We start from the raw sequence: 21,854 nt of genomic DNA, 5'->3' as shown, positions 1-21,854 counted from the left end.
CACGAAAATAACAGCAGCATTCGCATTAGCGAGTGCGGCTATCCTTGTGCCGATTGCACCTTCATTCGCGGAGCAACCGACCCCGATTTATGAAAATCAAGCAACGCAGACACTGCAGCATTCCATCACGATTTCTTCTACTGAAGTTCCGATGCCGTTGTCTTCTGTGGCGGTACGGGAAGGCGATACAGTTTTAAGTGTATTAAAACGCAGTGTCGAAGCTAACAATATTGCGATGTCTTATCGTGGTGGAGAGCATGAAAGTGCATATGTCGAAGGAATCCAAGGCGTATATGAATTCGACCGCGGACAAGGCAGCGGTTGGATGTACAGCGTCAACGGTATCTTCCCGAATCGTGGAGCGGGTGTGATCAAGCTCATCCCTGGTGATAAAGTGGAGTGGAAATATACGACGGACTTAGGTAAGGACCTAAATGCCGATCTGTTTCCTTTCCGTGAAGACTTGGAACCGAAAATTTCCGTGTCAGGAGTTACTTCGGGAGCAACAGTTACGAAGTCTACCCTTTCATTCCAAGTAAACGCAGCGAGTTATTTCGGAACAGCACTTCAACCGACAGTCACTGTAAACGGTAAGCAAGCAGTCGTTACAGGGAACACAGTACATGCGGAATTGCAGAGTGGTGAGAATAATATCGTCTTACAGGCAACGGATGCGAAGAACGATTCGGTTACAAAAACAGTGAAGGTGACGTATGCACCAACTGCTACACCTGAACCAAACCCGTTACCAAATCCAAACCCAAACCCAGTTCCAAATCCGAACCCATCACCGGAGCCTCCGGTAGTGAAACCAGGTCCAACACCGGAAACGCCGTCTACTAAAGATTACTCAAAGCTTGTCACTTCAGCCATTAACGAGGCAAGTGCGCAAATGCTTGCAGGGCCGATCGACAGTGAGTGGCAGGCAATCGGACTTGTGAAAGCGGGCAAGAAAGTACCTGCATCTTATACAAAGGAATTCTACGAACATTTACAAGACCAGGTGATTAGCAGATCCGGCAAAGGTCGTATGAAGATTACAGATGTACAACGTTTAACAATGGCAGCTGCAGCAATTGGCATTGATCCAATGAATGCAGATGGCAAGGGCTTTAACTTAATCGATAAAATTGTAAATAGTGAAAAGCATATGACAGGTGCTGATAGCCTGACATACCAAGGTAATAACGGAATCATTTTCGCGTTGATTGCACTCGATACAAAAGGCTACCAAGTGCCGAGCAACTCGAAGTGGACACGTGAGAGCCTAGTTGCAGAGTTATTGAAATACCAGAAAGATGACGGGTCGTGGAGCTTGTCGACGAGTAAAGAAGGCTCGACAAGCTATGACATTACCGCAATGGCTTTGATAGGCATTGCACCTTATACAGATAAGCCGGAAGTTCGTAAAGCGATGGATCGTGCAGTGAAGTTCCTCGCGAATGAACAAGGTCCAACAGGTGGATACGACGAAGCGTTCGTTGGCGGTATTTCCAGTGAAGCGACGTCACAAGTGATCATCGGTCTGACTGCAAATCAAATCGATCCGCGTATACCGATGTTCACGAAGAACGGCATCAACTTGATCGATCACCTTTTGAGTTTCCAAACAGCTGATGGTGGCTTCCAGCATACAGCAGGAGATAGCCGCTCGAATGCAATGGCCACGGAGCAAGCGTTGCAAGCTTTGGTAGCATTTGATTTATTCACAAAAGGCAAAGGGGTATTGTACAACTTTAAAGAGATACCTGTTGTTCCGGTGCCAAAGCCAGATCCTGAACCAACACCAGACCCGAAACCAGAGCCAAAACCAGAGCCAGAACCGACTCCGACTCCACAGTTTACGGATATTCATAAACACTGGGCAAAGGATTACATTAATCAAGCAGTAGAGCAAGGAATCGCGAACGGCTATAAAGACAATACGTTCAAGCCGAATCAATCATTGACTCGTGCGCAAGCGGTCTCTATTTTAGTTCGTGCATTGGATTTGAAAACGGACAAGAAAGCCCCATTCCCTGATACACAAAAGTATGCATCAAGTACACAAGAAGAAATTGCAGCTGCATACCATCATGGTTTAGTTAAGGGGAAAGACGGCAAATTCATGCCTGCACAAGAAGTAACGCGTGCACAGATGGCGCTTATGTTATACCGTGCGTATGAAGTGAAGAATGGCGAAGTGTATAAGTTCGACAAAATGGCGCCTTTCCGTGATATCCGTTCATATAATATGGAAGCTGTAAAAGCGATGAGCATGCTATATGATCTGAAGATGGCAAAAGGGGAAAATGGCAACTTTATGCCGAGTAACTCTACGTCTCGTGCACATGCTATGAAAATGTTAATAGAGTTTTTGAATACAAAATGATCACACAATCTTGCACCCGCGCGGTGCAAGATTGTCTGTCTTTAACGTGGAGTATTTTTAGAGAGTGGAGAGGGGAAGGGTTATGGGCAATGGAATACAGGCAATTCACCCTTTCGTGATGTTTTTTTATTATATTTGCCTTGGCTTTTTTGCGATGTTTTTTAATCATCCGATCTTTTTGCTAGCGGGTTGCCTCGCATTAATTGCGGTCAATCTATCACATGACGGCGGGCAGGCAATGAAGCAGTGGGCGCCGTTGATGGTGACTATGACTGCGCTAATTATTGTGATCAATCCCTTGATTAACTCAAGAGGGACGCATGTATGGTTTGATTACTTTGGAAAACAAGTGACGTTCGAAGCGATGCTCTATGGTGTCGTGACGGCGATGTCGTTATTGATGATTCTCCTCCTATTCGTTTCATTAAATAGTGTCCTGAACGGCAATAAACTATTATATATCTTCGCAAGAATCCTCCCGAGGACTGCATTTCTCATTATGATGTCCATCCGTTTTGTGCCGTTATTGAAAAGGCGGTTGACCGAAATCCAGGATGTTCAGCATCTGAAGGGCATGACGATGACACAGGGAACATTGCGTGAGCGTGCGAAGAGCGGGATGTCGATGTTACAAATTCTGCTATCTTGGTCATTGGAAGAAGCTGTGGAGACGGCGGATTCTATGAAAGCACGGGGGTATGGGTCTGGTACAAGACGTCCGTATATTCCGTATCGCATGACGAAGTCCGATAGACGTTGGTTGAGTTATTTACTCGTAGCTTTCGTCATGTGCGGCACGGGTGGATTTATGGGCTATGGAAAGATTGTCATTTATCCGGAACTTGGTCTATTACATCTGTCGTCGCTTGATTGGTTCGTATTCGCTTGCGGCATGGCCGTCGCGCTGTTTCCACTATTTGTAGAAGGGAGAGAACAACTGAAATGGAATTATTCAATTTGAACCACGTCTCGTTTTCTTTTCCGAATATAGATCAGCACGTGCTGAAAGACATTTCACTTTCCGTCAATGAAGGCGAATTCCTTGTCATTGGAGGCGCAAGTGGCAGTGGTAAAACGACTTTATTGAAACTATTGAAGAGGGAATTGACGCCGACAGGAAAACTTGAAGGAGAAATTCTTTATAAAGGTAAGTCGATCAGTGAGTGGGAAGAGAGGCAGATGGTTGAGCAAGTTGGCTATGTGTTCCAGGATCCAGACAATCAAATCATCATGGATGAAGTGATGCAAGAGATTGTCTTTGGACTGGAGAACTTAGGGTACTCTACTTTTGAAATGCGTAAACGGGTAGCGGAAATGGTTCACTTTTTCGGAGTGGAGGACTTGCTCAATGCCAAGCCTTCCGAATTGTCAGGCGGTCAAAAGCAGTTATTGAATCTATTGTCGGTACTACTTATGAAACCGCGTGTGCTATTGCTTGATGAACCAACATCACAACTCGATCCGGTAGCGGCAAAAGAGTTGGTGCTGATGCTTGAGCGTCTAAATAAAGAAACAGGCATGACGATTGTATTGGTCGAACACCGTTTGGAAGAATTGTATGCAGTGGCGGACCGGATCGTACTGATGGAATCAGGTGAAGTTCGGTACGAAGGGGACAGTCGTCAAGTCATTGGAGAGTTATATGCGGATCATGCGACACAGTTCTTTCCGTACTTACCTACATTCGCACGAGTCTATATGGAATTTGAACAGAAACCTATCATTGCGACAATTCCTCTGACAGTGAAAGAATGTAAGCAGTGGATCGGTCGGGAAGAGCGTGAAACGATGCCTGTTGAAGCGCAATCAAATCAATTGAAAGAGCAATGGATACTCGAAATGGACGATGTGTTTTTTCAGTATCAAAAGAATGCACCATTTGTCTTGAAAGGTTTTACGTTACGCATCCCAAAAGGTCAGTTTTTTGCAATGGTTGGTGGAAACGGCAGTGGAAAGACGACTGCTTTGCGCGCAAGTCTCGGCAGTATAAAACCGCAACGTGGTAAGGTCCGTTTGAATGGGCAGGATATGAAGAAAATGAAGGATTCTGAGTGGCTCGGAAAAATTGCGTACTTACCACAAAATCCACGAACGTACTTTGTCCAGCAAACGATTGAAGATGAAATGCAACATATCGGTGAGCGCTTAAAACTATCCAATGTAACTGAACGAATGCATCATTTGCTTGAAGCGTTTGGTATTTCTCATTTACGTACGCGTCATCCATATGACTGCTCGGGTGGGGAAGTCCAGAAAGCGGCACTTGCCTGTATTTTGCTAGGTGAACCCGAAATGTTGTTTATCGATGAACCGACGAAGGGGATGGATCCGGTTTCCAAGCAGCATTTAGGCGAGTTATTGTATAGTTTGCAGCAAGACGGACTGACCATATTCATGGTGACGCATGACATCGGCTTTGCGGCGAGTTATGCAGAACGGTGTGCGATGATGTTCGACGGAGAAATCGCAGCGGACGGGACACCGGATGAATTATTCAAAGGCAATTATTTCTACACGACGGCGATCAATCGTGCGACGCGGGAAACAAAACAGCCTGAAGTTTTGACGTATGAGGAGGCTGTGTCGACATGGGCCGTTCGCGAAAGTATTTAGTAATTGTTTCATTAATATTATTATTGTTACTTGTCGTTTCCATCGTATTCTTTCATTATAGAGCATATTTATTACTCAGTATGATCATGATTGCGGCTATTATGATTCCATTTTTCGCCCGCTTTGAGTGGCGGGATGTAGGGGGAAGAGAGGTCGTCTTGCTGGCAATGCTTGCGGCGATTGCGGCAGTTGGACGTGTTCCATTCGCTGGACTTCCAAGCATTCAGCCGACTTCGTTCATTATCATTATGGCAGGGTTAGTATTTGGTGCGGAGTCAGGCTTCATCGTTGGAGCGGTCGCGGCGATCGTCTCAAACTTCTTTCTCGGTCAAGGGCCTTGGACACCATGGCAAATGTATGCGTGGGGCATGATGGGAATGACTGCCGGCCTATTGCGTAATACCGCGTTTATGAAGACATTGTGGGGAAAATGTACATTTGGTTTCGTCTGGGGTTATCTATTCGGATGGTTCATGAATACGTGGGTCATCGTTGGGAATATCGAAGCGTTGTCTTGGAAATATGTTGCTGGGATCTTTGCGTCGAGTATTTATTTCGACCTCGCGCATGCCTTATCCAATGTGTTTTTCATTATCGTATTTGGAGCTAGTTGGATGAAGGTCTTACAACGTATTCAGCGGAAGTATGGATTGCTGTATGAGCAGTCCAGTTAACGGATGTACATACTACACAAAAAAAGAGTAGCCAGAATTGGCTGCTCTTTTTTATGTGATGAATGAAAAGCGAATGATTGTATTCGATAACCATGCCTTCTCCTTCAAAAATCACGAAGGATTAAACGGTTGATTACCTTCCGTCTGCTTATTCTTTTTCGAATTCGTTTTATTCTTCTTAGCTGCTCCGTTCTGTCCAACCACATCAAAATCATCAGGACTCAAATCATATCCGAAGCCATACTCCTCACGCATGTTCTCAGTATTCTTCTTATTATTCTTTTTATTAGGCATATTCGCCACCTCCATGATAAGAGTGTGGCATTCTTATTGAAGATTATACATCAGTTATTGAGCGGTTGTGACGGTGCATAGAGCGGTTGGATGTGTTCTATGAGCGCTTGTGGATTTTTAAGAGCGGTTAAGGCAGTTTAATGAGCGCAAAAGAATTCATTCGAAAACATCTTAAGAATTTCTTCATATTTATCCTCAGTCTTTGTTAAGAGTGGGGTGGTAGAATGAAGTTATTAGTGAGACGGGGTGACGTACATGGCAGAGTTTACAGTGCTTGTAGCGGATGACGATAAGGAAATTCGCGAGGGAATTGAGATTTATTTAAAAAATGAAGGATATCGTGTACTGAAAGCGAAAGATGGTCAAGAAGCGCTAGAGTTGCTTGCATTGAATGAAATCCATTTATTAATTTTAGATATTATGATGCCGAATATGGATGGAATCACGGCAACATTCAAGATACGGGAAGTGCAAAATATCCCGATTATTATGTTGAGTGCGAAAGTGGAAGACTCGGATAAAATCCACGGCTTGTCAGTTGGGGCAGACGACTATGTGACAAAGCCATTCCATCCGCTTGAGTTGATGGCCCGTGTGAAGTCGCAACTCCGTCGGTACGTGCAGCTTGGAACGTATGAAGGTCAAAAAGTCATTGAAGTCAATGGCTTGGTTTTAAATGAAGAAGAGAAGGAGTTGACGGTGGATGGGACACCGGTTCGGCTGACTCCGATTGAATTTAAAATAACGGAACTACTGATGAAACATCCAGGACGTGTATTCTCAATTAATGAAATATATGAACGCGTGTGGAATGAACAGGCATATAACGCAGAAAATATTGTGGCGGTGCATATTCGGAAAATACGAGAGAAAATCGAAGCGGATCCGAAAAATCCGCGATATGTGAAGGTGGTGTGGGGCGTTGGCTATAAAATCGAAAAATAGAAACGGCTTGGTTGGTTCACTCATTGCCATTGCATTAGCCCTTGGAAGTCTAATGTACTGCGCTTCCTTTACGGTTGATCTCTTCCTAGACGGCTGGGAACGATTAAACTTGGCAACTCATTACTTTGGTCGAATTATTAGAGGAGGAACCGTGTGATGAACAAAAATATAAAATTGGCCATCTGGTCCGCACTCGTGACACTTGTATTGATCGCGTTGCCGTCCATCATTCATTATGCACCACAGCTTGTTGGCAAATCGTTTACCGACCAAGAAGATTTCACCTATAGAATGGAACAAGAATATGATAATCTGTCGGCTACCGTACTGAATCCAGTCGACTTGAAAAAAGCAGAAAAGGAATTAACGGTTTCGCTAGATGAAATTACAGAATACCGACAACGATACGGTACGCTGTCTGAACAGCTTGATAATATCCAGCAACAATATGCAGAACGAATTGCGGATGCGAAAAGCGAGGAAAATGAAACTTTACTATTGGCTTTAGTTAAAGAGCGGAATACGAAACTAGAAGATATTCAAAAGAATTTTGAAAGCGATAGTTATGTGGAAGACAAAATTCGTTCGGAAAAGGCAAAAGCTTTAGCGCGTCAGATTAAGGAGACAGAAAATAATCGCCAAACGAATATTCCGATTGCCTATGATCTCGTAAATGTTGAAACGGGTGAACGATTTACGCGGGGCGATGTCGAGGTAACGGCGCTCTTCCAACAAGAATTTACTGAAGCAACAGGATATTTCAAGGCGAACTCGGCTGTGTATGACAATGGGTACTCTGACTATTCAATGGAACAAGGATCGATGTTCACAGATGACGATGTGGAAGGCATTAGCAACCCTCCCCAATATTTTGAAGGAACAATTATTATTCCCTCGGACGCTACGATATCAGGGGCAATGGCCAAGGAAAATGATCAATTCATCCGGGGGAAGTATTTGGTATATGGATTGTGGGCTCTCGGTGTGCTTGCGCTTGTGGCGTTGTTTACAGTGATGAAGTTCCAGAAGGAATGGATACTCCAGTCGAGATTGGCTACTACGTATTCACGATGGAAACTAGATGTGAAAGTAGTTCTTTTACTACTGACTGCTTTTATCCTGACACTTTACATCGAATCGGCGATCTTCAACATTTTCAATCAGTTTAGATATGTAAGCTTGGGGACGATCAGTAATATGGCCGTCAGTTTCTTGCTGATAGGTGTATTGTTTACCGCGCTGTTGGCGTTTCAGGCTGTTCATTTATTTAGGCTATACCGTGAACCAGAACGACTGATGAAGGATTGGCGTGACAGTTTTACGGTACAATTTGCACAAGATAGTAGAGATACATTCAGCAATCGTACGGTTGGTGTACAGTTGTCGCTGTTACTCATCATCTTTTTCCTTGCCGGTTTAGGCTTGGCGGGTGTATTCATGCAACCGGTGCTCATAGTAGTGTACGCTTTCTGTGTATTATTTGTCGCGCTACCTGCATTATTCATTTTCGTGAAAAAAACCGCCTATCTGAATCGGATATTGGCTGCAACCAACGATATGGCGGCGGGACATCTGACGCAGGCAATACCGGTCAAAGGTAAATCGCAGCTTGCGAAACATGCAGCGAATTTGAATAATCTTCGCGAAGGTGTTCGCGTGTCGATCAATGAACAAGCGAAAAGTGAACGGTTGAAAACAGAGTTGATCACGAATGTCAGCCATGACTTACGGACTCCGCTTACCTCCATTATAACGTATACGGATTTATTAAAAGATGAGACGTTATCTGCGGAGGAACGTGCGAAATATGTTGGCATTCTAGATCAGAAATCACAGCGCTTGAAAACGCTCATTGAAGATTTATTCGAAGTTTCAAAAATGGCAAGCGGCAATTTAGAAATGGTGAAGCAACGTGTGGATTTGAATCAGTTGATCCAACAAGCGTTGGCAGAACATGCGGAACAATTTACTGAGCAAGACTTGCATGTTCGAACTACTTTACCTGAAAAACCAGTCTTTGCGATGGTGGATGGACAAAAATGGTGGAGAGTACTCGATAACCTGTTCATCAATATCTTGAAATATTCATTGCCTGGTACGAGAGTATACGTCAATCTTCAGCAAGTGGGATCGACTGCACGTATCGTGTTGAAAAATGTGGCGAGATACGAACTTGGCGATACTACGGATGAGTTATTTGAACGCTTTAAGCGCGGCGATGCATCTAGACAGACGGAAGGTTCCGGTTTAGGATTGGCTATTGCTCAATCTATTGTCGAGCTGCATGGCGGCCGGATGGAAGTAGAAGTCGATGGAGATTTATTCAAAGTGACGATTGATGTCGTAAGTGGGTAAATTAGCACGGAGTAGGATGGGATAAAATTCCTGTCTTACTCTTTTTTTGATTATTAAAAGGAATTAGTTTAGTTTATGGCGAATATGGGTATGTATAGAGAGTGCGGTCTATAAATTATGGATTGCATGAAAGGGAGGAATGGTTATATGACAATCGTTGACGGAAAGTATCCAAACAAAAAAGATCTAACTCCAAAAGTGGAAGAGATTAATGAGGAACAGTGTGTGGTCGAAGGTGTAGTAGTACCAGATGAACTACCTCTTGCCGATCCAGCAGATTCTGATTCAAGTGTAGCATTTAGAGAAAATGCACAGGATGAAACGGGAGAACATAAACCCTCCGCTTACAGTCAAAATAAATCACCAAGCCAAAATTATCATGATCTAACACCCGGTGAAAAGTTCCCGTATGGAGATCAGGAAGAATATAATCGTAAATACAACCACGAAGCGCATGACCAGTGGAATGAGCATAAGAATATCAAAAAGAACGAAGAAGATAAATCGTAAAGTCAGCCTGCCTAAGTGCAAGGCTGTTTTTAGATTAGAAGAAAGGGTGGAATGAATGGGTGCATTGCAACAATTCTCCATGGCTAGAGGGTATACATTGGGCCTCGTTAAACGAGTAGATGAACAGGTGTGGGATGCTCAACCTGAAGGCTTTTCTAATACCATACGATGGAACGTAGGACATATTTATTCATTGACTGAAGATCTTCTTAACCGTGCAATGAATGACTACCCAGTCGACAAGCTGGAATGGGCAGAATTCTTTGCGCCAGGAACGAGTCCATCTACTTGGCCAAGCACACCTCCAGCGAAAGAGGAGTTATTCGCTGCAATGAAAGACCAAGGCAAGCGCATTTCGCAACTGACCGAACAACAGTTGGTACATCAATTGAGTACACCCATTTCCATTGGAAAGTTCATTACGATGGAAACTGCGGAAGAAGTTCTACAGTTTCTGACATGGCATGAAGGTATGCATGCCGGTTTGATTGATGGTCTACTTAAGGTAAATAAATAAATTCAAATATAGCTGTTCAGGAAATCATAATCGATTTCTTGAGCAGCTTTTTTGTGTTGGAATAAGGATTTATTCAGTTGGTAAGTAAGGAGTGGTATAGGGCGGTTCCGGATAGTTGTTTTTACTCGTTGAAGTTCTGTCGGATTACGTTTCTGTTAAGCGTGCGTAATAAGCGGCGTTGGGTTGTGGTTCTTGCGCGTGCTTTTTTTGTTTCCTTTTTGATCAGGAGGTAGTTGTTTAGCTGGCGGTGTAAGTGGAGAGTTCATTGTCCCCACTCCGGCGCTGGTGGATGGCTTTCGCGAGGAGCCATAGACAGGAAGTTCGCCTGTCTTTGTCTCATCGCTACGCCTACCACAGCAGGCGCCTTCGTTGCATCGGGTGTAGGGCAGTTCGTATACTTCTTTTTCAAAAATAAAAGATCAATATCACTAAGTCACTGATTTTATTCTTGTTAGAACCACAATCAATATTAAAGCTACTCAGTAGCGCAGGCACAACTGCGGGGTAGGCCGTGGCCAGGAGACAACTGGCAGCACCACCGCCAGCTGGCTCCTGGCTGTAGGCAATCCCCCACGTGCCGGCGCGGGTCCAAAAAGCGAATACTCACTAACTTCCATGCCCAACAGCCGGTCGAGCAACGCCCCAACAAAGAGCGACAAAGACCCGCAGCCGCCTAGTCTTTCCGTCAACCGCGTTTATAGGTTCGGAACCGTACGCAACTAATCATTTTGCTTTCCTACTTAGAACCACAACCAAAATAACTACCACTCAGTAGCGCAGGCACAACTGCGGGGTAGGCCGTGGTCAGGAGACAACTGGCAGCACCATCGCCAGCTGGCTCCTGGCTGTAGGCAATCCCCCACGTGCCTGCGCGGGTCCAGAAAACGAATACTCGCTAACTCCAGTACCCAACAGCCAGTCGAGCAACGCCCCAACAAAGAGTGACAAAGACCCGCAGCCGCCTAGTCTTTCCGCCAACCGCGTTTATAGGTTGGGTACTGTACGCAACTAATTATTTTGCTTTCCTACTTAGAACCACAACCTAAATAATTTCCACTCAGTAGCGCAGGCACAACTGCGGGGTAGGCCGTGGCCAGGAGCCAACTGGCAGCACCACCGCCAGCTGGCTTATGGCTGTAGGCAATCCCCCACGTGCCTGCGCGAATCCAGAAAGCGAACACTTACTAACTTTAGTGTCCAACAGCCGGTCGAGCGACGTCCCCAACCAGAACATGACCTGTAGCCGCATAATCTTTCCGGCGAAATGGTTTCTAATTTCAGTACCTACTCTCACTCAGCCTTAAGTCTGAGTAAGAAATCCGCTATGGGACCGTCGGAGAAAGCCGGAATTCATTATAAACTAAGGTTACAAATGAAGGGAGGACATCAACATGAAAAAACTTGGACTACTATTACTAGGAATCGTGGCAGGTTTAACCCTAGCGTTAAACGTAGGCCCCATCATCGCATTAGCAGTTACAGGTGCAATCGCGCTTGTCAGCTACCACTACTGGAGAAAGAGCCACTCGATGTTCGCGAAAGTATTTTGGATGACAATCTTGATCATCAGCGTAATCAGCTCGATTTCAAACATCGGTGCATTCATCGGGATCATCGCATTGATTGGAATCTATTATATATATCGCAAATGGAACGATCGCAATGTAAACCCGAACGTCATATCCAATGACCCGTTCACAAATTTCGAACGCCAGTGGAATGAACTTACAAAATAAAAGGAGAGATGCAGTATGAACGCATTTTGGCATAAATTGAAATATACAGTACAAGAAGACTTGAATAGTTTGATGGATAAGCCACAGAAGAAAGAAAATCCACTGGAGTTACTAAATCAGTATTTCCTGGATGCACAAAAGCAAACAGCGGAAATCGGTAAGTTGCTTGAACGTCAGGGTAGACTGAAAGAAGAATTGGAAAACGAATGTCAGGATGCGGATTTGATGGCGGTGAAACGTCGTCGTCAGCTAGAACTCGCTGAAGCGACAGGAGATGCAGAGTTGATCGCATTTGCGCAAGAAGAAGTAGAAGCTTATGAAGGACGAGTTGCCCGTTTGTCTGCGAGCATCCAAGACGCTACGCAAGAATTGCTGTCATTGGAACGAAAGTTTGAAGAGATGAAGCATCGCGTGAAGGATATGCGTGTTCGTCAGTTGCAATTGATGGGCAAAGAGAACGTGACGCGTGCGCAGGAAAAGATGAATCGATTCGTCAAGCCAGATCAATCATTTTCAACACTTGACGACTTGCATTCGTACATCGAAAATCTTGGTGGTGGAACGAGAACGTCACAATCGCACTCGTCAATGGAGCAACGTTTAGATTCATTAGAGAAATCTAACGCAAAATCTCAAGATATTGTGTAAACTATAAGAGGAAGCATCGCGCTTCCTCTATCGAGAAGGGAGCGAATGGAATGGCTAAGAGGGATTCTACTAAAGTTTCGGTATATTTACTTGCTCTTTTGGCGATTGCTTTCGTCGAATCCATGTTGTTTTCAAACGGTAATTTCATCTTCCTCCTTCTCGGTTGGGGATTTCTTGATTATGGTTATCGAAAACGCGGAAAATGGACAGCAATCACAGGTATCGTCTTCATAGTGATCGCGCTTTTGACGTTATGGAGTGTACGTCTGCTGATTTTAGCAATTGTATTATATATTATAATGAAATTATGGAAAGGCACGCCGGCCAGTGAAGTATTTGGTGATTTGCAAAAGCCCCGAGTTAGACGGTCGCAAGGTATGTGGAGGAACCGCTTATTCTCGGTCCAATCCACGCCATTTGCGACGTATGAGTGGGAAGATATGCATATGCAAGGGTTCTTTGGTGATGTGCATGTCGATGTGACGGATACCGTATTGCCTAAAGGCGCTTCATTTATTTCGATTCGGCAAATCTTTGGTAAAGTGCGTATTGAACTGCCTTATGATATTCCGGTGCGAATTCATTATGCCACGCTGTATGGTGAAGCGAATATTTTAGGCAAGGCCTCACAGCAATTATTTAATGAAACGATACAAGAACATGATGGCTATGAAACGAAGCGGTCGAATGATCCCGAGTTGATTATATCGGTGTTTACTTGGATTGGCGATGTGGAGGTGCGTAGAAAATGAAGGCAATCATTGGTCGCACCATTTTCTTAACGTTGACGCTTAGTACGATCGTCGCGGTCTTTTCCTATTTGTTCTTTGCTTTATCCATCGCTGAATATCAGAGGTTGCTACTCGATACAGAAGCTGCAGATATGCCGTTGCTAGTCTGGTTGTTCACAACGATTTTCATCATCAGCTTAGGAATTGCAAGCTGGATTAGCCTGAACAGCAGAACGAGAGAGAATATCATTATTGGAAAACTACAAGATTTGTATGCTAAACAGGAATTTACGAGCTCGAATAAAATGAAAAAACAAACGAATCGTTCCATTGAACAGCTATATGAAGTACTCGAAGCACAGCGAAATAGTTTGCGTAAGATTACGGATGAGCGAGTCGAGACACAAGATAAAATTATTCAGGAACGTATTGTTCAAGAACGCCAAAGATTGGCGAGAGAACTACATGACTCTGTGTCCCAACAATTGTTCGCGGCGTCCATGCTGTTGTCGGCACTTGCGGAACAAGCGGAAGAAGGGCCGATCCGCAAGCCATTACAGCAAGTGGAACGAATGGTTCAGCAGGCGCAGTTAGAAATGAGGGCGTTGCTTCTTCATTTACGTCCGGCTGCACTGCATAACCAAACGCTTGCGAAAGGTCTCGAAGAGTTATTGAGTGAATTACAGGAAAAAGTGACGTTCGATATTACACATCGTTTAGAAGATATTGTGCTTTCTAAAGGTGCGGAAGATCATTTATTCCGAATTGCGCAAGAAACATTATCGAATACACTTCGCCACGCGCAGGCGACGGAAGTAGAAATTTTATTGATTGAACGTGATGGATTGGCTATTTTGCGCGTGCAAGATAATGGTGTAGGGTTTAAGCAAGATGACGGCAAAGGCGGATCATACGGTTTGCAAAATGTGAAGGAACGTGCGATTGAGATAGGCGGCAGTTGTAAGATTGTCTCGGTGCCATCTCAAGGAACGATCGTGGAAGTGAAATTACCGATTTTGAAAGGGGAGCTGACGGATGATTCGAGTGCTGTTGGTAGATGATCATGAAATGGTGCGCATTGGCGTATCGACGTATTTACAGATGCAGCCAGATATCGAAGTGATTGCAGAGGCAGAAAATGGTCAGATCGGTGTCGTAAAAGCACTGGATTTACGTCCGGATATTATTTTGATGGACATGGTCATGCCAGTTATGAATGGCGCTGAGGCGACGGCTGCGATTATCGACAAATGGCCGGAAGCGAAAGTCATTATCGTCACTAGCTTCCTTGACGATGATAAATTATACCCCGCACTTGAAGCAGGGGCTGTCAGCTATATTTTAAAGACGTCCAATGCGAAGCGCGTGGCGGATGCAATTAGGGAAACGATGCAGGGGCAAACTGTGCTCGAGCCGGAAGTGACGTCTAAAATGATGACAAAAATGCGCGGTGGTCAAACACATGCCTTGCATGAAGATTTAACCGATCGTGAGCTAGAAGTATTATTATTATTGGCTAAAGGTAAATCCAATCAGGAAATAGCAGATGAACTATTCATTGCGTTAAAAACTGTTAAGACTCACGTCAGTAATTTATTATCGAAATTGGAAGTCCAAGACCGCACACAGGCGGTTATTTATGCGTTTCAAAATAAATTAACGGGTTACTAGTCTATAAGTAAAAGCTACGACATATTAGTAGATAGACGATAAAACTGTGGATAAAAAGTATTTATAATGAAAATAGTCTGAAATTACTAACTTCCCCACAATCTATCCACGCACTATGTGCATAACTATTCAGTTATATGTAAAAATAAGAAAGTATGCACATGTGGATAAAAATATTCTGTCTGAAACTTATCCACTGCTTGTTACGTCATGGTAAACTGGATAACAGAAAATAGAATAGCAGAAGGGAAGCCTTCGCGGAAAGAGAGTCATATGGAATTATTTGATTTAATTAAAGCATTGATTTTAGGATTCGTAGAAGGAATGACGGAATTCGCGCCCGTTTCTTCGACAGGCCATTTGATTATTGTCGACGATATGTGGTTGAAGACGGAAGAATTCCTTGGGAAATATCCCGCGATTACATTTAAGATAGTGATTCAGCTCGGTTCAATCTTAGCTGTAGTCGTTGTATTTTGGAAACGGCTATTTAGTTTAGTCGGTTTGTATAAAGTGGATAGCGGAGTGAAGATGAGTGAAAGCTTTAATTTGCTACACGTCATCGTAGGTATGTTGCCTGCTGTAATTTTAGGCTTTGCGTTCAAGGATTTGATCGATGATTATTTATTCGGTGTGGAAACGGTTATTTATGCGCTAGTTGCTGGTGCATTGCTGATGATTGCTGCGGATAAGTTTGGGCCGAAAAAACCGCGAGTACAGACGTTAGATCAGATTACATATAAACAAGCATTTACAGTTGGATTGGTTCAGTGTTTGTCGTTGTGGCCAGGGTTTTCTCGTTCGGGCGCGACGATTTCCGGAGGTGTATTGTTCGGTATGAATCACCGGACGGCTGCTGATTTCACGTTCATCATGGCGGTTCCGATTATGATGGGTGCGAGCCTGGTGTCGGTGATGAAGAACTGGGAGTATATGTCGATGGATGACATAGGGTTTTACGTGGTTGGTTTCTTGAGTGCGTTTGTGTTCGCGCTGATTTCGATCCGTTTCTTCCTGAAGTTGATTTCAAAGGTCAAGCTGATGCCGTTTGCGATTTATCGTATTGTGCTGGCAGCAATCTTGGCAGTGATTGTGTTTTTATAAGAAGTTAGACGACCTTTGCGGTATTTGCAGAGGTCGTTTTTTTTGTGGGATGAAATAGATAGGCTGGCGGGCGATAGGGGAGGGGATTTGCGCTTCGGAGGGGACGCTTTCCAGCGGGCATGGCTTGAGCCTCCTCGTCCGCTTCGCTACCTGCGGGGTCTCAAGGCTCATGCTATTCCCGCGGGAGTCGCCCCTCCTACGCTCCAATCCCTGCAATATAAGTGGGTGATATTTATCAAAGTTCAATAAAGTCAGTGTTGTAATCATTTCTGTTTTTGACCTTAGATAAGTTTAAGGAAAACAATAATTCACATTCTACTGCCAGTGAGTGTTCTAAATCCTTCTTCCATCCCCTCGTACTCTCAAACTTACTCACCACTCCTAAGTGCTCACCAATTTACTCTCCTGGTCTTAAAGTAGTGTATACTTCTTTCCAACTTCCGCAATCTCTACCGAACCACTAAACGTCTTTTCTGCTTCATTTAATATCTCATTAATATCACCATGATGTGGCAGATGGGTGAGCACGAGTTGGCCCACGTCTGCTTGCTGTGCCAGGTTTCCTGCTTGGCTACCTGCCATGTGACCTGGTGATTTACCGAGGTGTTCTTCATATAGGTTGGCCTCGCAGAATATGATATCTGCGTGTTGCGAGAATGTCACGAGCTTGTCGGACCATTCCGTGTCGGCTGTGAAAACCACGGACTGACCGTCTACTGTGAACTTCATTGCGAGGCAGTAGACGGGATGGATGGTTGAACAGAATGTGACGGTAAATGGACCGATTTTGACAGATTGATTTTCTTGAATTTCGATACCGCGTGTTTGTTCTTTATACGTCAGCTTCTCAAACTGTTCTCTGTCTCGTGCGTGACTATAAATTGGCAAGACGGGTGACGGTTGTCCGAGATAATACTGGATCAAACGGCTGTACTGTAGGCTACCGATGTCCGCGATATGATCCGCGTGATAATGGCTGATGACAACTGCATCGAGCTGGTTGAGTGCGATGTAATTTTGCAGGGATGAAAGTACGCCGCTGCCGCAGTCGAACAGGCAATGGAATCCTTCGTGTTCGATGAGGAATGAAGAGGTAGCGCTGTTCGCTTTCGGATAGCCGCCCCAGATGCCTAAAGGGATGATGTTCATGTGCATTCCTCCTGTTTGGTTAATGTTGTACTTTCATTGTAAGTGAAGGATGAGTAAATGTCGTAAAAGTACGTTTTCATGAGATGCCGACTCTAAGCGCCACCTTTCACTTTTGGTTCATCCAGTTCCAGCGGCTAGGATCTCGGGTCATAAGTCATGCTGGTCGTGAGGCAAAAAGCGCCTCAAGTCCAGCCTGTCTCAAGCCTGTCGATCCTAACGAGCCGCTTCCACTTTTGTGTCATCCAGTTACAGGTGGCAGAGTCTCGGGTCATAAGTCAAAGCTGCTGTGCGGCAAAAAACGCCGCTTCGCATCTTCGTCTTATGCCTGCCGACTCTAAGCGCCACCTTTCACTTTTGTGTCATCCAGTTCCAGCGGTTAGGATCTCGGGTCATAAGTCGTGCTGGTCGTGAGGCAAAAAGCGCCTCAAGTCCAGCTCATCTTAAGCCTGTCGATCCTAACGAGCCGCTTCCACTTTTGTGTCATCCATGCGATAATGGAGAAAATACACTTTGAGGATGACGATATGAGTAAATTAGTTGAAATACAGTTAAATGCACAGGGCACGGTGGCTTTGAAGAAGGGGTATCCTTTGATTTTGAAGGATGCTGTGATGACAAGTGAGATTCAGGCGAAGGAAGGTAGTTTGATTCGTTTGACGGATCGGTACCATAAATATTTGGCTACGGGTTATTATGGAATTCAAAATAAAGGAATTGGCTGGGTGCTGACTTCGAATGAAAGAGAAGAGATTGACTTTGATTTCTTCGATCAGAAAATGGCGACGGCTTTTGAGCGTCGTGAGGCGTATGCTAATGATCCGGATACGACGGCTTACCGTTTGTTTAATGGGGAAGGCGATGGAATCGGTGGTTTGACGATCGATTATTTCGATGGCTACTATATGGTTAGTTGGTACAGTGAAGGTATTTATGCGTTCCGTCACCATGTCTATAATGTGTTGGATAAGCGTGGGGATTATAAAGCGGTCTACGAGAAGAAGCGTTTTGATTCGAAGGGGCAGTATGTCGAGCAAGATGATTTTGTTAAAGGAACGCCTGGAGATTTCCCGATCATTGTTAAGGAAAATGGCATGAACTTTGCGATTGATTTGAATGATGGCGCGATGACTGGGATTTTCCTTGATCAGCGTGATGTACGCGAGACAATTCGAGACAACTACTCGGAAGGTCGCGAAGTGTTGAATACGTTCTCTTATACAGGGGCGTTTTCGGTTGCGGCTGCTCTAGGTGGTGCGGTGAAGACGACGAGTGTGGATTTGGCGAAGCGCAGTGTCGCAAAGACGATTGAGCAGTTCAGTGTCAATGGTATCGATTACGAGCAACAGGATATTAAAGTAATGGATGTCTTTGATTATTTCCGTTATGCGAAGCGTCATGACATGAAATTCGGACTAGTTGTACTGGACCCGCCGAGCTTTGCGCGTTCGAAGAAGTACACATTCAGTACAGCGAAGGATTATCCTATGCTGATGAAAGAAGCGATTGCGGTTACGGAGAAGAACGGTATTATTGTAGCTTCTACGAATAACGCGAGCTTTAGTATGAAGAAGTTCAAAGGCTTTATTGAGCAAGCATTTAAAGAGACAGATATACGTTATAAAGTACTGGAAGAATCCTCATTACCAAGAGATTTCCGTACGCCACGGGACTATCCAGAATTTAATTATTTAAAAGTAGTTATCGTGCAGAAGTTACGTTAATTCGTCACAAAAACGTGGGTGACAATGTCAATATTTCCTAGTACGATGGATTCAATGAATTCGTGAAACGGGAGGAAGACATATGAAACAACTACTTGCGCTGTTGGCTGTGATGTCCATCTTAGTACTAACTGGCTGTTCCAACGTATATAGTCAAGAAGACGGCTACCGCATGGCAATCATCAATCAAGGGTTCCCTGTTCCGAAAGAAGCGTACGAAGTGAAAGCTGAGGATTGCGTAGGAGAGATTTCTAAATCGGCGAAGTATAAGTTGAAGGGAATTGGTGACTCCGAAGGCAATCCGCCAGATCATTATTTGCGTACGATTGAGGAATGGGGCTGGACGGAAATGATGGAAGACCGCAGAGGATCCATTCATTTCTATGAGAAACAAGGCAAGATCATCTCGCTTAATATTAAAGAGAACGTCTTTGATGTATTTGAAATGACGAGTGCAACGGAATCATAAGTGAGGTGGCGAGGGTATGGAGACGAAAAAACCGAAGCTGGACATAGAGAAACCTGTTGTTGCAAAAGCGTTCGATGTGTTGGTTATCGCTTTATTTGCTGCTGCTCTCGTCTATTTAGTGCTGCAGTGGGATCAATTGCCGGACCGTATTCCTGCGCATTTTGGTGCGGGTGGGGAAGTGGACCGTTATGGTTCAAGAATGGAATTACTGCTGTTGCCAATCATAGGTGTGGTCATGTGGGTAGGGATGTGGATGCTGGAGAAGTATCCGCATGCGTATAATTACTTGAATTTGCGTCCTGATAACGTAGAAATCCAATACCGCTATGGTGTACTATTTATGAACGTCACTAAAAACATTTCGACACTATTATTTGTCTTTTTAATATGGCAGACGACCGATATCGCTTTGTCTCGAATCGATTCATTAAACATGCCCATCTTCATCACGATACTCGTACTACTATTTGGTTCGATGGGTGTCTATTTTTATAAAGTAATGAAATTGTAGAGAATAGCTGTATTGTATTCCTAAGATTCTGCCAATAAATGAATCTATTGATCACCTCTTATCGTATACTCCTGATAAGAGGTGATTTTTTATGAAATGGAAACTGTTACTTGTCGCTTTACTCGCTTTCCTTGTTCTGCCGACGACAGCTGGAGCTGTAGATTTCAGCATTTCGGATGTAAAAATCAACGCGCAGTTGGAACCGGATGGCACTGTTCAGGTTAAGGAGCAGCATACGTATGATTTTGACAGTGAATTTAACGGGATCATTCGAGAAATTCAACCGAAAAGAGGGGCTTCAATTAAAGACTTTACTGCCTTTGAAAAGGGTAAAGAGTTAGAAATCGAGAAGCGCGATACTGAATATCGTGTACACCGCAAAGGAGACAGTGAAGTCGTGATCTTCGATTTGCAGTACACCATTAGGAACGGAATGGAAAAATATAATGATGGTGCGCAGTTTTACTGGCCATTTTTTGACCGTCGTAATGAAACCGATTATGGCAATATGACGATTAAAATCGTGCCTCCTAGTCAAGCGTCTGATGTGATGTTCATCGGCTATGATAGTGCGGAAAATACAGGGAAGGTACAACCGGATGGAACGGTCGTATTTTCATTAGGAGAAGTCCGTGCAGGTGATGATGGAGATATTCGTGTAGTTTATGAGTCGTCTTTATTTCCGGAAATGACTGCAGTAGATAGTGACATCCGTCCGACGTTGAAAAAGGATCAAGAAATGGCAGCTATGTCACGTCAGAAGTTCATACAGAATCAAAAGATGATCGGCACTGTGGGTGGTGTTAGTACAGTGGCGGGTATTCTTGGAGTCGGTTTTATTGGATTCATTGCGAATACTAGGAGGAAAAGATACGTTAGGGAAGCGCACTATCAGATGGAATCGAATGGTTTCTACGTTCCTGCAAATGATATGAGCTTACCGGCCGTACTTCTTTTCAAGAATGGAGTAGCTTCCGTCGAGCTGATGTCCGCGGCGCTGCTTGATCTCGTCCGTAAAGGGAATGTGAAACAACTATCTGATGAGGAATTTGAGTTGGTCGATGCGAATGTCAGATTAGAACACGAGAAGCAACTGATTCAGTTGTTATTTTTCCAAATCGGCCATGATCAAAAGTTTACATTAAGCGAGTTGAAAAGTTACACAAAAGAACAGAAGAATTATGAAGCATTTGATAAGAAATTTGTCATGTGGAAAGATCTTTTAAAAGCAGAATTGAATGAATATGATCTGAAGGTCAAGACTACGAAAGAACGTGTAATCTTAAGTCTAATCGGTGTGCTTGGGATCGGATTCGCGATCTCCTTTATCAATTATGAATTGTATGTACAGCTAGTCATAGTCGGGATTTTGACTTTGGTTGCATTTGGATTCGCCTTGTTTTACAGTCCGTATAATTATGAAGGGATTTTGCTCAAGCTCGAGTGGGAGCGAGTAGGTCAATGGATGAAGGAACTAGATACGAAGAAATGGGAAGGACTATCGCTTGATGATCGATTCCGTGTGCTGATTTACGGAGTAGGTGTGAAGCACCCTGAACTGGATTCGTATTATAAGGATTTCGTCAGTGCCCAGAAGCAACTTGATCAAAATCGTACGCGTAATGAAGATAGATATCGACAGGGTACAGGAGACGCGCAGTATGAAAACTCTTATTACGGAGGCGCGGTCTATAATCCGGTATTCCTCGCAGGTTCTTTCAACCAAGCGTCATCCAATGTATCAAACAACGCTCCAAGTAGTGATAGTAGCAGTGGAGGCGGAGGAACCGGTGGTGGAGGCGGTGGATCGGGTGCGTTTTAAGGGAAGTAAAAGG

Annotated in this window: 21 protein-coding genes; 19 read left to right on the top strand and 2 right to left on the bottom strand. The window is 44.2% G+C overall.

The window, feature by feature from the left end:
- Positions 1–46: 46 nt before the first annotated feature.
- From CSV74_RS09985 to CSV74_RS09970, 4 genes are all read left to right on the top strand, one after another.
- Positions 47–2,371 (top strand): S-layer homology domain-containing protein, encoded by a 2,325-nt coding sequence (locus tag CSV74_RS09985; protein WP_099691529.1) that lies wholly within the window; start codon positions 47–49, stop codon positions 2,369–2,371.
- Positions 2,372–2,453: 82 nt separating this feature from the next.
- Positions 2,454–3,332 (top strand): energy-coupling factor transporter transmembrane component T, encoded by an 879-nt coding sequence (locus CSV74_RS09980; RefSeq protein WP_099691528.1) that lies wholly within the window; start codon positions 2,454–2,456, stop codon positions 3,330–3,332.
- Positions 3,314–4,984 (top strand): ABC transporter ATP-binding protein, encoded by a 1,671-nt coding sequence (locus tag CSV74_RS09975; RefSeq protein WP_099691527.1) that lies wholly within the window; start codon positions 3,314–3,316, stop codon positions 4,982–4,984. Before CSV74_RS09980 ends, CSV74_RS09975 begins: the two co-directional genes overlap by 19 nt.
- Positions 4,960–5,658: an ECF transporter S component gene (locus CSV74_RS09970; protein ID WP_099691526.1), complete on the top strand. Its 699-nt coding sequence runs from the start codon at positions 4,960–4,962 to the stop codon at positions 5,656–5,658. Before CSV74_RS09975 ends, CSV74_RS09970 begins: the two co-directional genes overlap by 25 nt.
- 111 nt (positions 5,659–5,769) lie before the next feature.
- Here CSV74_RS09970 and CSV74_RS09965 read toward each other — a convergent pair whose 3' ends face one another.
- Positions 5,770–5,952 carry a hypothetical protein gene (locus CSV74_RS09965; protein WP_099691525.1) on the bottom strand — a complete coding sequence of 61 codons (183 nt, stop codon included), beginning with the start codon at positions 5,950–5,952 and terminating at the stop codon, positions 5,770–5,772.
- A gap of 255 nt (positions 5,953–6,207) precedes the next feature.
- Here CSV74_RS09965 and CSV74_RS09960 point away from each other — a divergent pair, with 255 nt between their 5' ends.
- From CSV74_RS09960 to CSV74_RS09910, 11 genes are all read left to right on the top strand, one after another.
- Complete coding sequence (locus CSV74_RS09960; RefSeq protein ID WP_029053941.1) at positions 6,208–6,897, top strand: response regulator transcription factor; 690 nt, start codon at positions 6,208–6,210, stop codon at positions 6,895–6,897.
- Entirely contained in the window at positions 6,875–7,054 is a 180-nt protein-coding gene (locus CSV74_RS09955) for a hypothetical protein (protein WP_029053940.1), read from the top strand. Before CSV74_RS09960 ends, CSV74_RS09955 begins: the two co-directional genes overlap by 23 nt.
- On the top strand, positions 7,054–9,252 hold the full coding sequence (locus CSV74_RS09950) for a sensor histidine kinase (protein WP_099691524.1): 2,199 nt from the start codon (positions 7,054–7,056) through the stop codon (positions 9,250–9,252). The genes CSV74_RS09955 and CSV74_RS09950 overlap by 1 nt, the downstream gene beginning before the upstream one ends.
- Before the next feature lie 147 nt (positions 9,253–9,399).
- Positions 9,400–9,762 carry a hypothetical protein gene (locus CSV74_RS09945; protein ID WP_099670445.1) on the top strand — a complete coding sequence of 121 codons (363 nt, stop codon included), beginning with the start codon at positions 9,400–9,402 and terminating at the stop codon, positions 9,760–9,762.
- Positions 9,763–9,817: 55 nt separating this feature from the next.
- Positions 9,818–10,279: a DinB family protein gene (locus CSV74_RS09940; protein WP_099691523.1), complete on the top strand. Its 462-nt coding sequence runs from the start codon at positions 9,818–9,820 to the stop codon at positions 10,277–10,279.
- Between the two features lie 1,391 nt (positions 10,280–11,670).
- On the top strand, positions 11,671–12,015 hold the full coding sequence (locus CSV74_RS09935) for a lmo0954 family membrane protein (protein WP_029053936.1): 345 nt from the start codon (positions 11,671–11,673) through the stop codon (positions 12,013–12,015).
- A gap of 15 nt (positions 12,016–12,030) precedes the next feature.
- Entirely contained in the window at positions 12,031–12,663 is a 633-nt protein-coding gene (locus CSV74_RS09930) for a PspA/IM30 family protein (RefSeq protein ID WP_099691522.1), read from the top strand.
- Positions 12,664–12,713: 50 nt separating this feature from the next.
- Positions 12,714–13,415 (top strand): cell wall-active antibiotics response protein LiaF, encoded by a 702-nt coding sequence (liaF, locus tag CSV74_RS09925; protein ID WP_099677552.1) that lies wholly within the window; start codon positions 12,714–12,716, stop codon positions 13,413–13,415.
- On the top strand, positions 13,412–14,455 hold the full coding sequence (locus CSV74_RS09920) for a sensor histidine kinase (RefSeq protein WP_099691521.1): 1,044 nt from the start codon (positions 13,412–13,414) through the stop codon (positions 14,453–14,455). Before liaF ends, CSV74_RS09920 begins: the two co-directional genes overlap by 4 nt.
- On the top strand, positions 14,430–15,065 hold the full coding sequence (locus tag CSV74_RS09915) for a response regulator (protein WP_099691520.1): 636 nt from the start codon (positions 14,430–14,432) through the stop codon (positions 15,063–15,065). The genes CSV74_RS09920 and CSV74_RS09915 overlap by 26 nt, the downstream gene beginning before the upstream one ends.
- A gap of 273 nt (positions 15,066–15,338) precedes the next feature.
- Positions 15,339–16,169, top strand: a complete 831-nt coding sequence (locus CSV74_RS09910) for an undecaprenyl-diphosphate phosphatase (RefSeq protein ID WP_099691519.1) — start codon at positions 15,339–15,341, stop codon at positions 16,167–16,169.
- Positions 16,170–16,580: 411 nt separating this feature from the next.
- On the opposite strand, the gene CSV74_RS09900 is transcribed toward CSV74_RS09910, so the two are convergent.
- Positions 16,581–17,318, bottom strand: a complete 738-nt coding sequence (locus tag CSV74_RS09900) for an MBL fold metallo-hydrolase (RefSeq protein WP_099691517.1) — start codon at positions 17,316–17,318, stop codon at positions 16,581–16,583.
- Between the two features lie 524 nt (positions 17,319–17,842).
- Between CSV74_RS09900 and CSV74_RS09895 the strand changes: the two genes are divergently transcribed.
- The 4 genes from CSV74_RS09895 (at position 17,843) to CSV74_RS09880 (ending at position 21,841) form a co-directional block, all read left to right on the top strand.
- Positions 17,843–19,039 (top strand): class I SAM-dependent rRNA methyltransferase, encoded by a 1,197-nt coding sequence (locus CSV74_RS09895; protein WP_029053929.1) that lies wholly within the window; start codon positions 17,843–17,845, stop codon positions 19,037–19,039.
- An 82-nt stretch (positions 19,040–19,121) separates the two neighbouring features.
- On the top strand, positions 19,122–19,508 hold the full coding sequence (locus tag CSV74_RS09890; protein WP_029053928.1) for a hypothetical protein: 387 nt from the start codon (positions 19,122–19,124) through the stop codon (positions 19,506–19,508).
- A gap of 16 nt (positions 19,509–19,524) precedes the next feature.
- A complete protein-coding gene (locus CSV74_RS09885) occupies positions 19,525–20,019 on the top strand; it encodes a DUF1648 domain-containing protein (RefSeq protein WP_029053927.1) in 495 nt (164 codons plus the stop codon).
- Positions 20,020–20,110: 91 nt separating this feature from the next.
- On the top strand, positions 20,111–21,841 hold the full coding sequence (locus tag CSV74_RS09880) for a DUF2207 domain-containing protein (protein ID WP_099691516.1): 1,731 nt from the start codon (positions 20,111–20,113) through the stop codon (positions 21,839–21,841).
- Positions 21,842–21,854 lie beyond the last annotated feature (13 nt).

It is taken from the genome of Sporosarcina sp. P19 (assembly GCF_002743165.1).
GTDB lineage: Bacteria > Bacillota > Bacilli > Bacillales_A > Planococcaceae > Sporosarcina > Sporosarcina ureae.
This window is presented reverse-complemented; position numbering and strand designations above follow the sequence as displayed.

Bases quoted from the DNA above. Each gene is read 5' to 3' on its own strand.
- CSV74_RS09960 (WP_029053941.1), top strand. From the start codon at position 6,208: ATGGCAGAGTTTACAGTGCTTGTAGCGGATGACGATAAGGAAATTCGC.
- CSV74_RS09910 (WP_099691519.1), top strand. From the start codon at position 15,339: ATGGAATTATTTGATTTAATTAAAGCATTGATTTTAGGATTCGTAGAA.
- CSV74_RS09930 (WP_099691522.1), top strand. From the start codon at position 12,031: ATGAACGCATTTTGGCATAAATTGAAATATACAGTACAAGAAGACTTG.
- CSV74_RS09880 (WP_099691516.1), top strand. From the start codon at position 20,111: ATGAAATGGAAACTGTTACTTGTCGCTTTACTCGCTTTCCTTGTTCTG.
- CSV74_RS09915 (WP_099691520.1), top strand. From the start codon at position 14,430: ATGATTCGAGTGCTGTTGGTAGATGATCATGAAATGGTGCGCATTGGC.
- liaF (WP_099677552.1), top strand. From the start codon at position 12,714: ATGGCTAAGAGGGATTCTACTAAAGTTTCGGTATATTTACTTGCTCTT.
- CSV74_RS09895 (WP_029053929.1), top strand. From the start codon at position 17,843: ATGAGTAAATTAGTTGAAATACAGTTAAATGCACAGGGCACGGTGGCT.
- CSV74_RS09975 (WP_099691527.1), top strand. From the start codon at position 3,314: ATGGAATTATTCAATTTGAACCACGTCTCGTTTTCTTTTCCGAATATA.
- CSV74_RS09920 (WP_099691521.1), top strand. From the start codon at position 13,412: ATGAAGGCAATCATTGGTCGCACCATTTTCTTAACGTTGACGCTTAGT.
- CSV74_RS09940 (WP_099691523.1), top strand. From the start codon at position 9,818: ATGGGTGCATTGCAACAATTCTCCATGGCTAGAGGGTATACATTGGGC.
- CSV74_RS09945 (WP_099670445.1), top strand. From the start codon at position 9,400: ATGACAATCGTTGACGGAAAGTATCCAAACAAAAAAGATCTAACTCCA.
- CSV74_RS09935 (WP_029053936.1), top strand. From the start codon at position 11,671: ATGAAAAAACTTGGACTACTATTACTAGGAATCGTGGCAGGTTTAACC.
- CSV74_RS09890 (WP_029053928.1), top strand. From the start codon at position 19,122: ATGAAACAACTACTTGCGCTGTTGGCTGTGATGTCCATCTTAGTACTA.
- CSV74_RS09885 (WP_029053927.1), top strand. From the start codon at position 19,525: ATGGAGACGAAAAAACCGAAGCTGGACATAGAGAAACCTGTTGTTGCA.
- CSV74_RS09980 (WP_099691528.1), top strand. From the start codon at position 2,454: ATGGGCAATGGAATACAGGCAATTCACCCTTTCGTGATGTTTTTTTAT.
- CSV74_RS09950 (WP_099691524.1), top strand. From the start codon at position 7,054: ATGAACAAAAATATAAAATTGGCCATCTGGTCCGCACTCGTGACACTT.
- CSV74_RS09900 (WP_099691517.1), bottom strand. From the start codon at position 17,318: ATGAACATCATCCCTTTAGGCATCTGGGGCGGCTATCCGAAAGCGAAC.
- CSV74_RS09970 (WP_099691526.1), top strand. From the start codon at position 4,960: ATGGGCCGTTCGCGAAAGTATTTAGTAATTGTTTCATTAATATTATTA.
- CSV74_RS09965 (WP_099691525.1), bottom strand. From the start codon at position 5,952: ATGCCTAATAAAAAGAATAATAAGAAGAATACTGAGAACATGCGTGAG.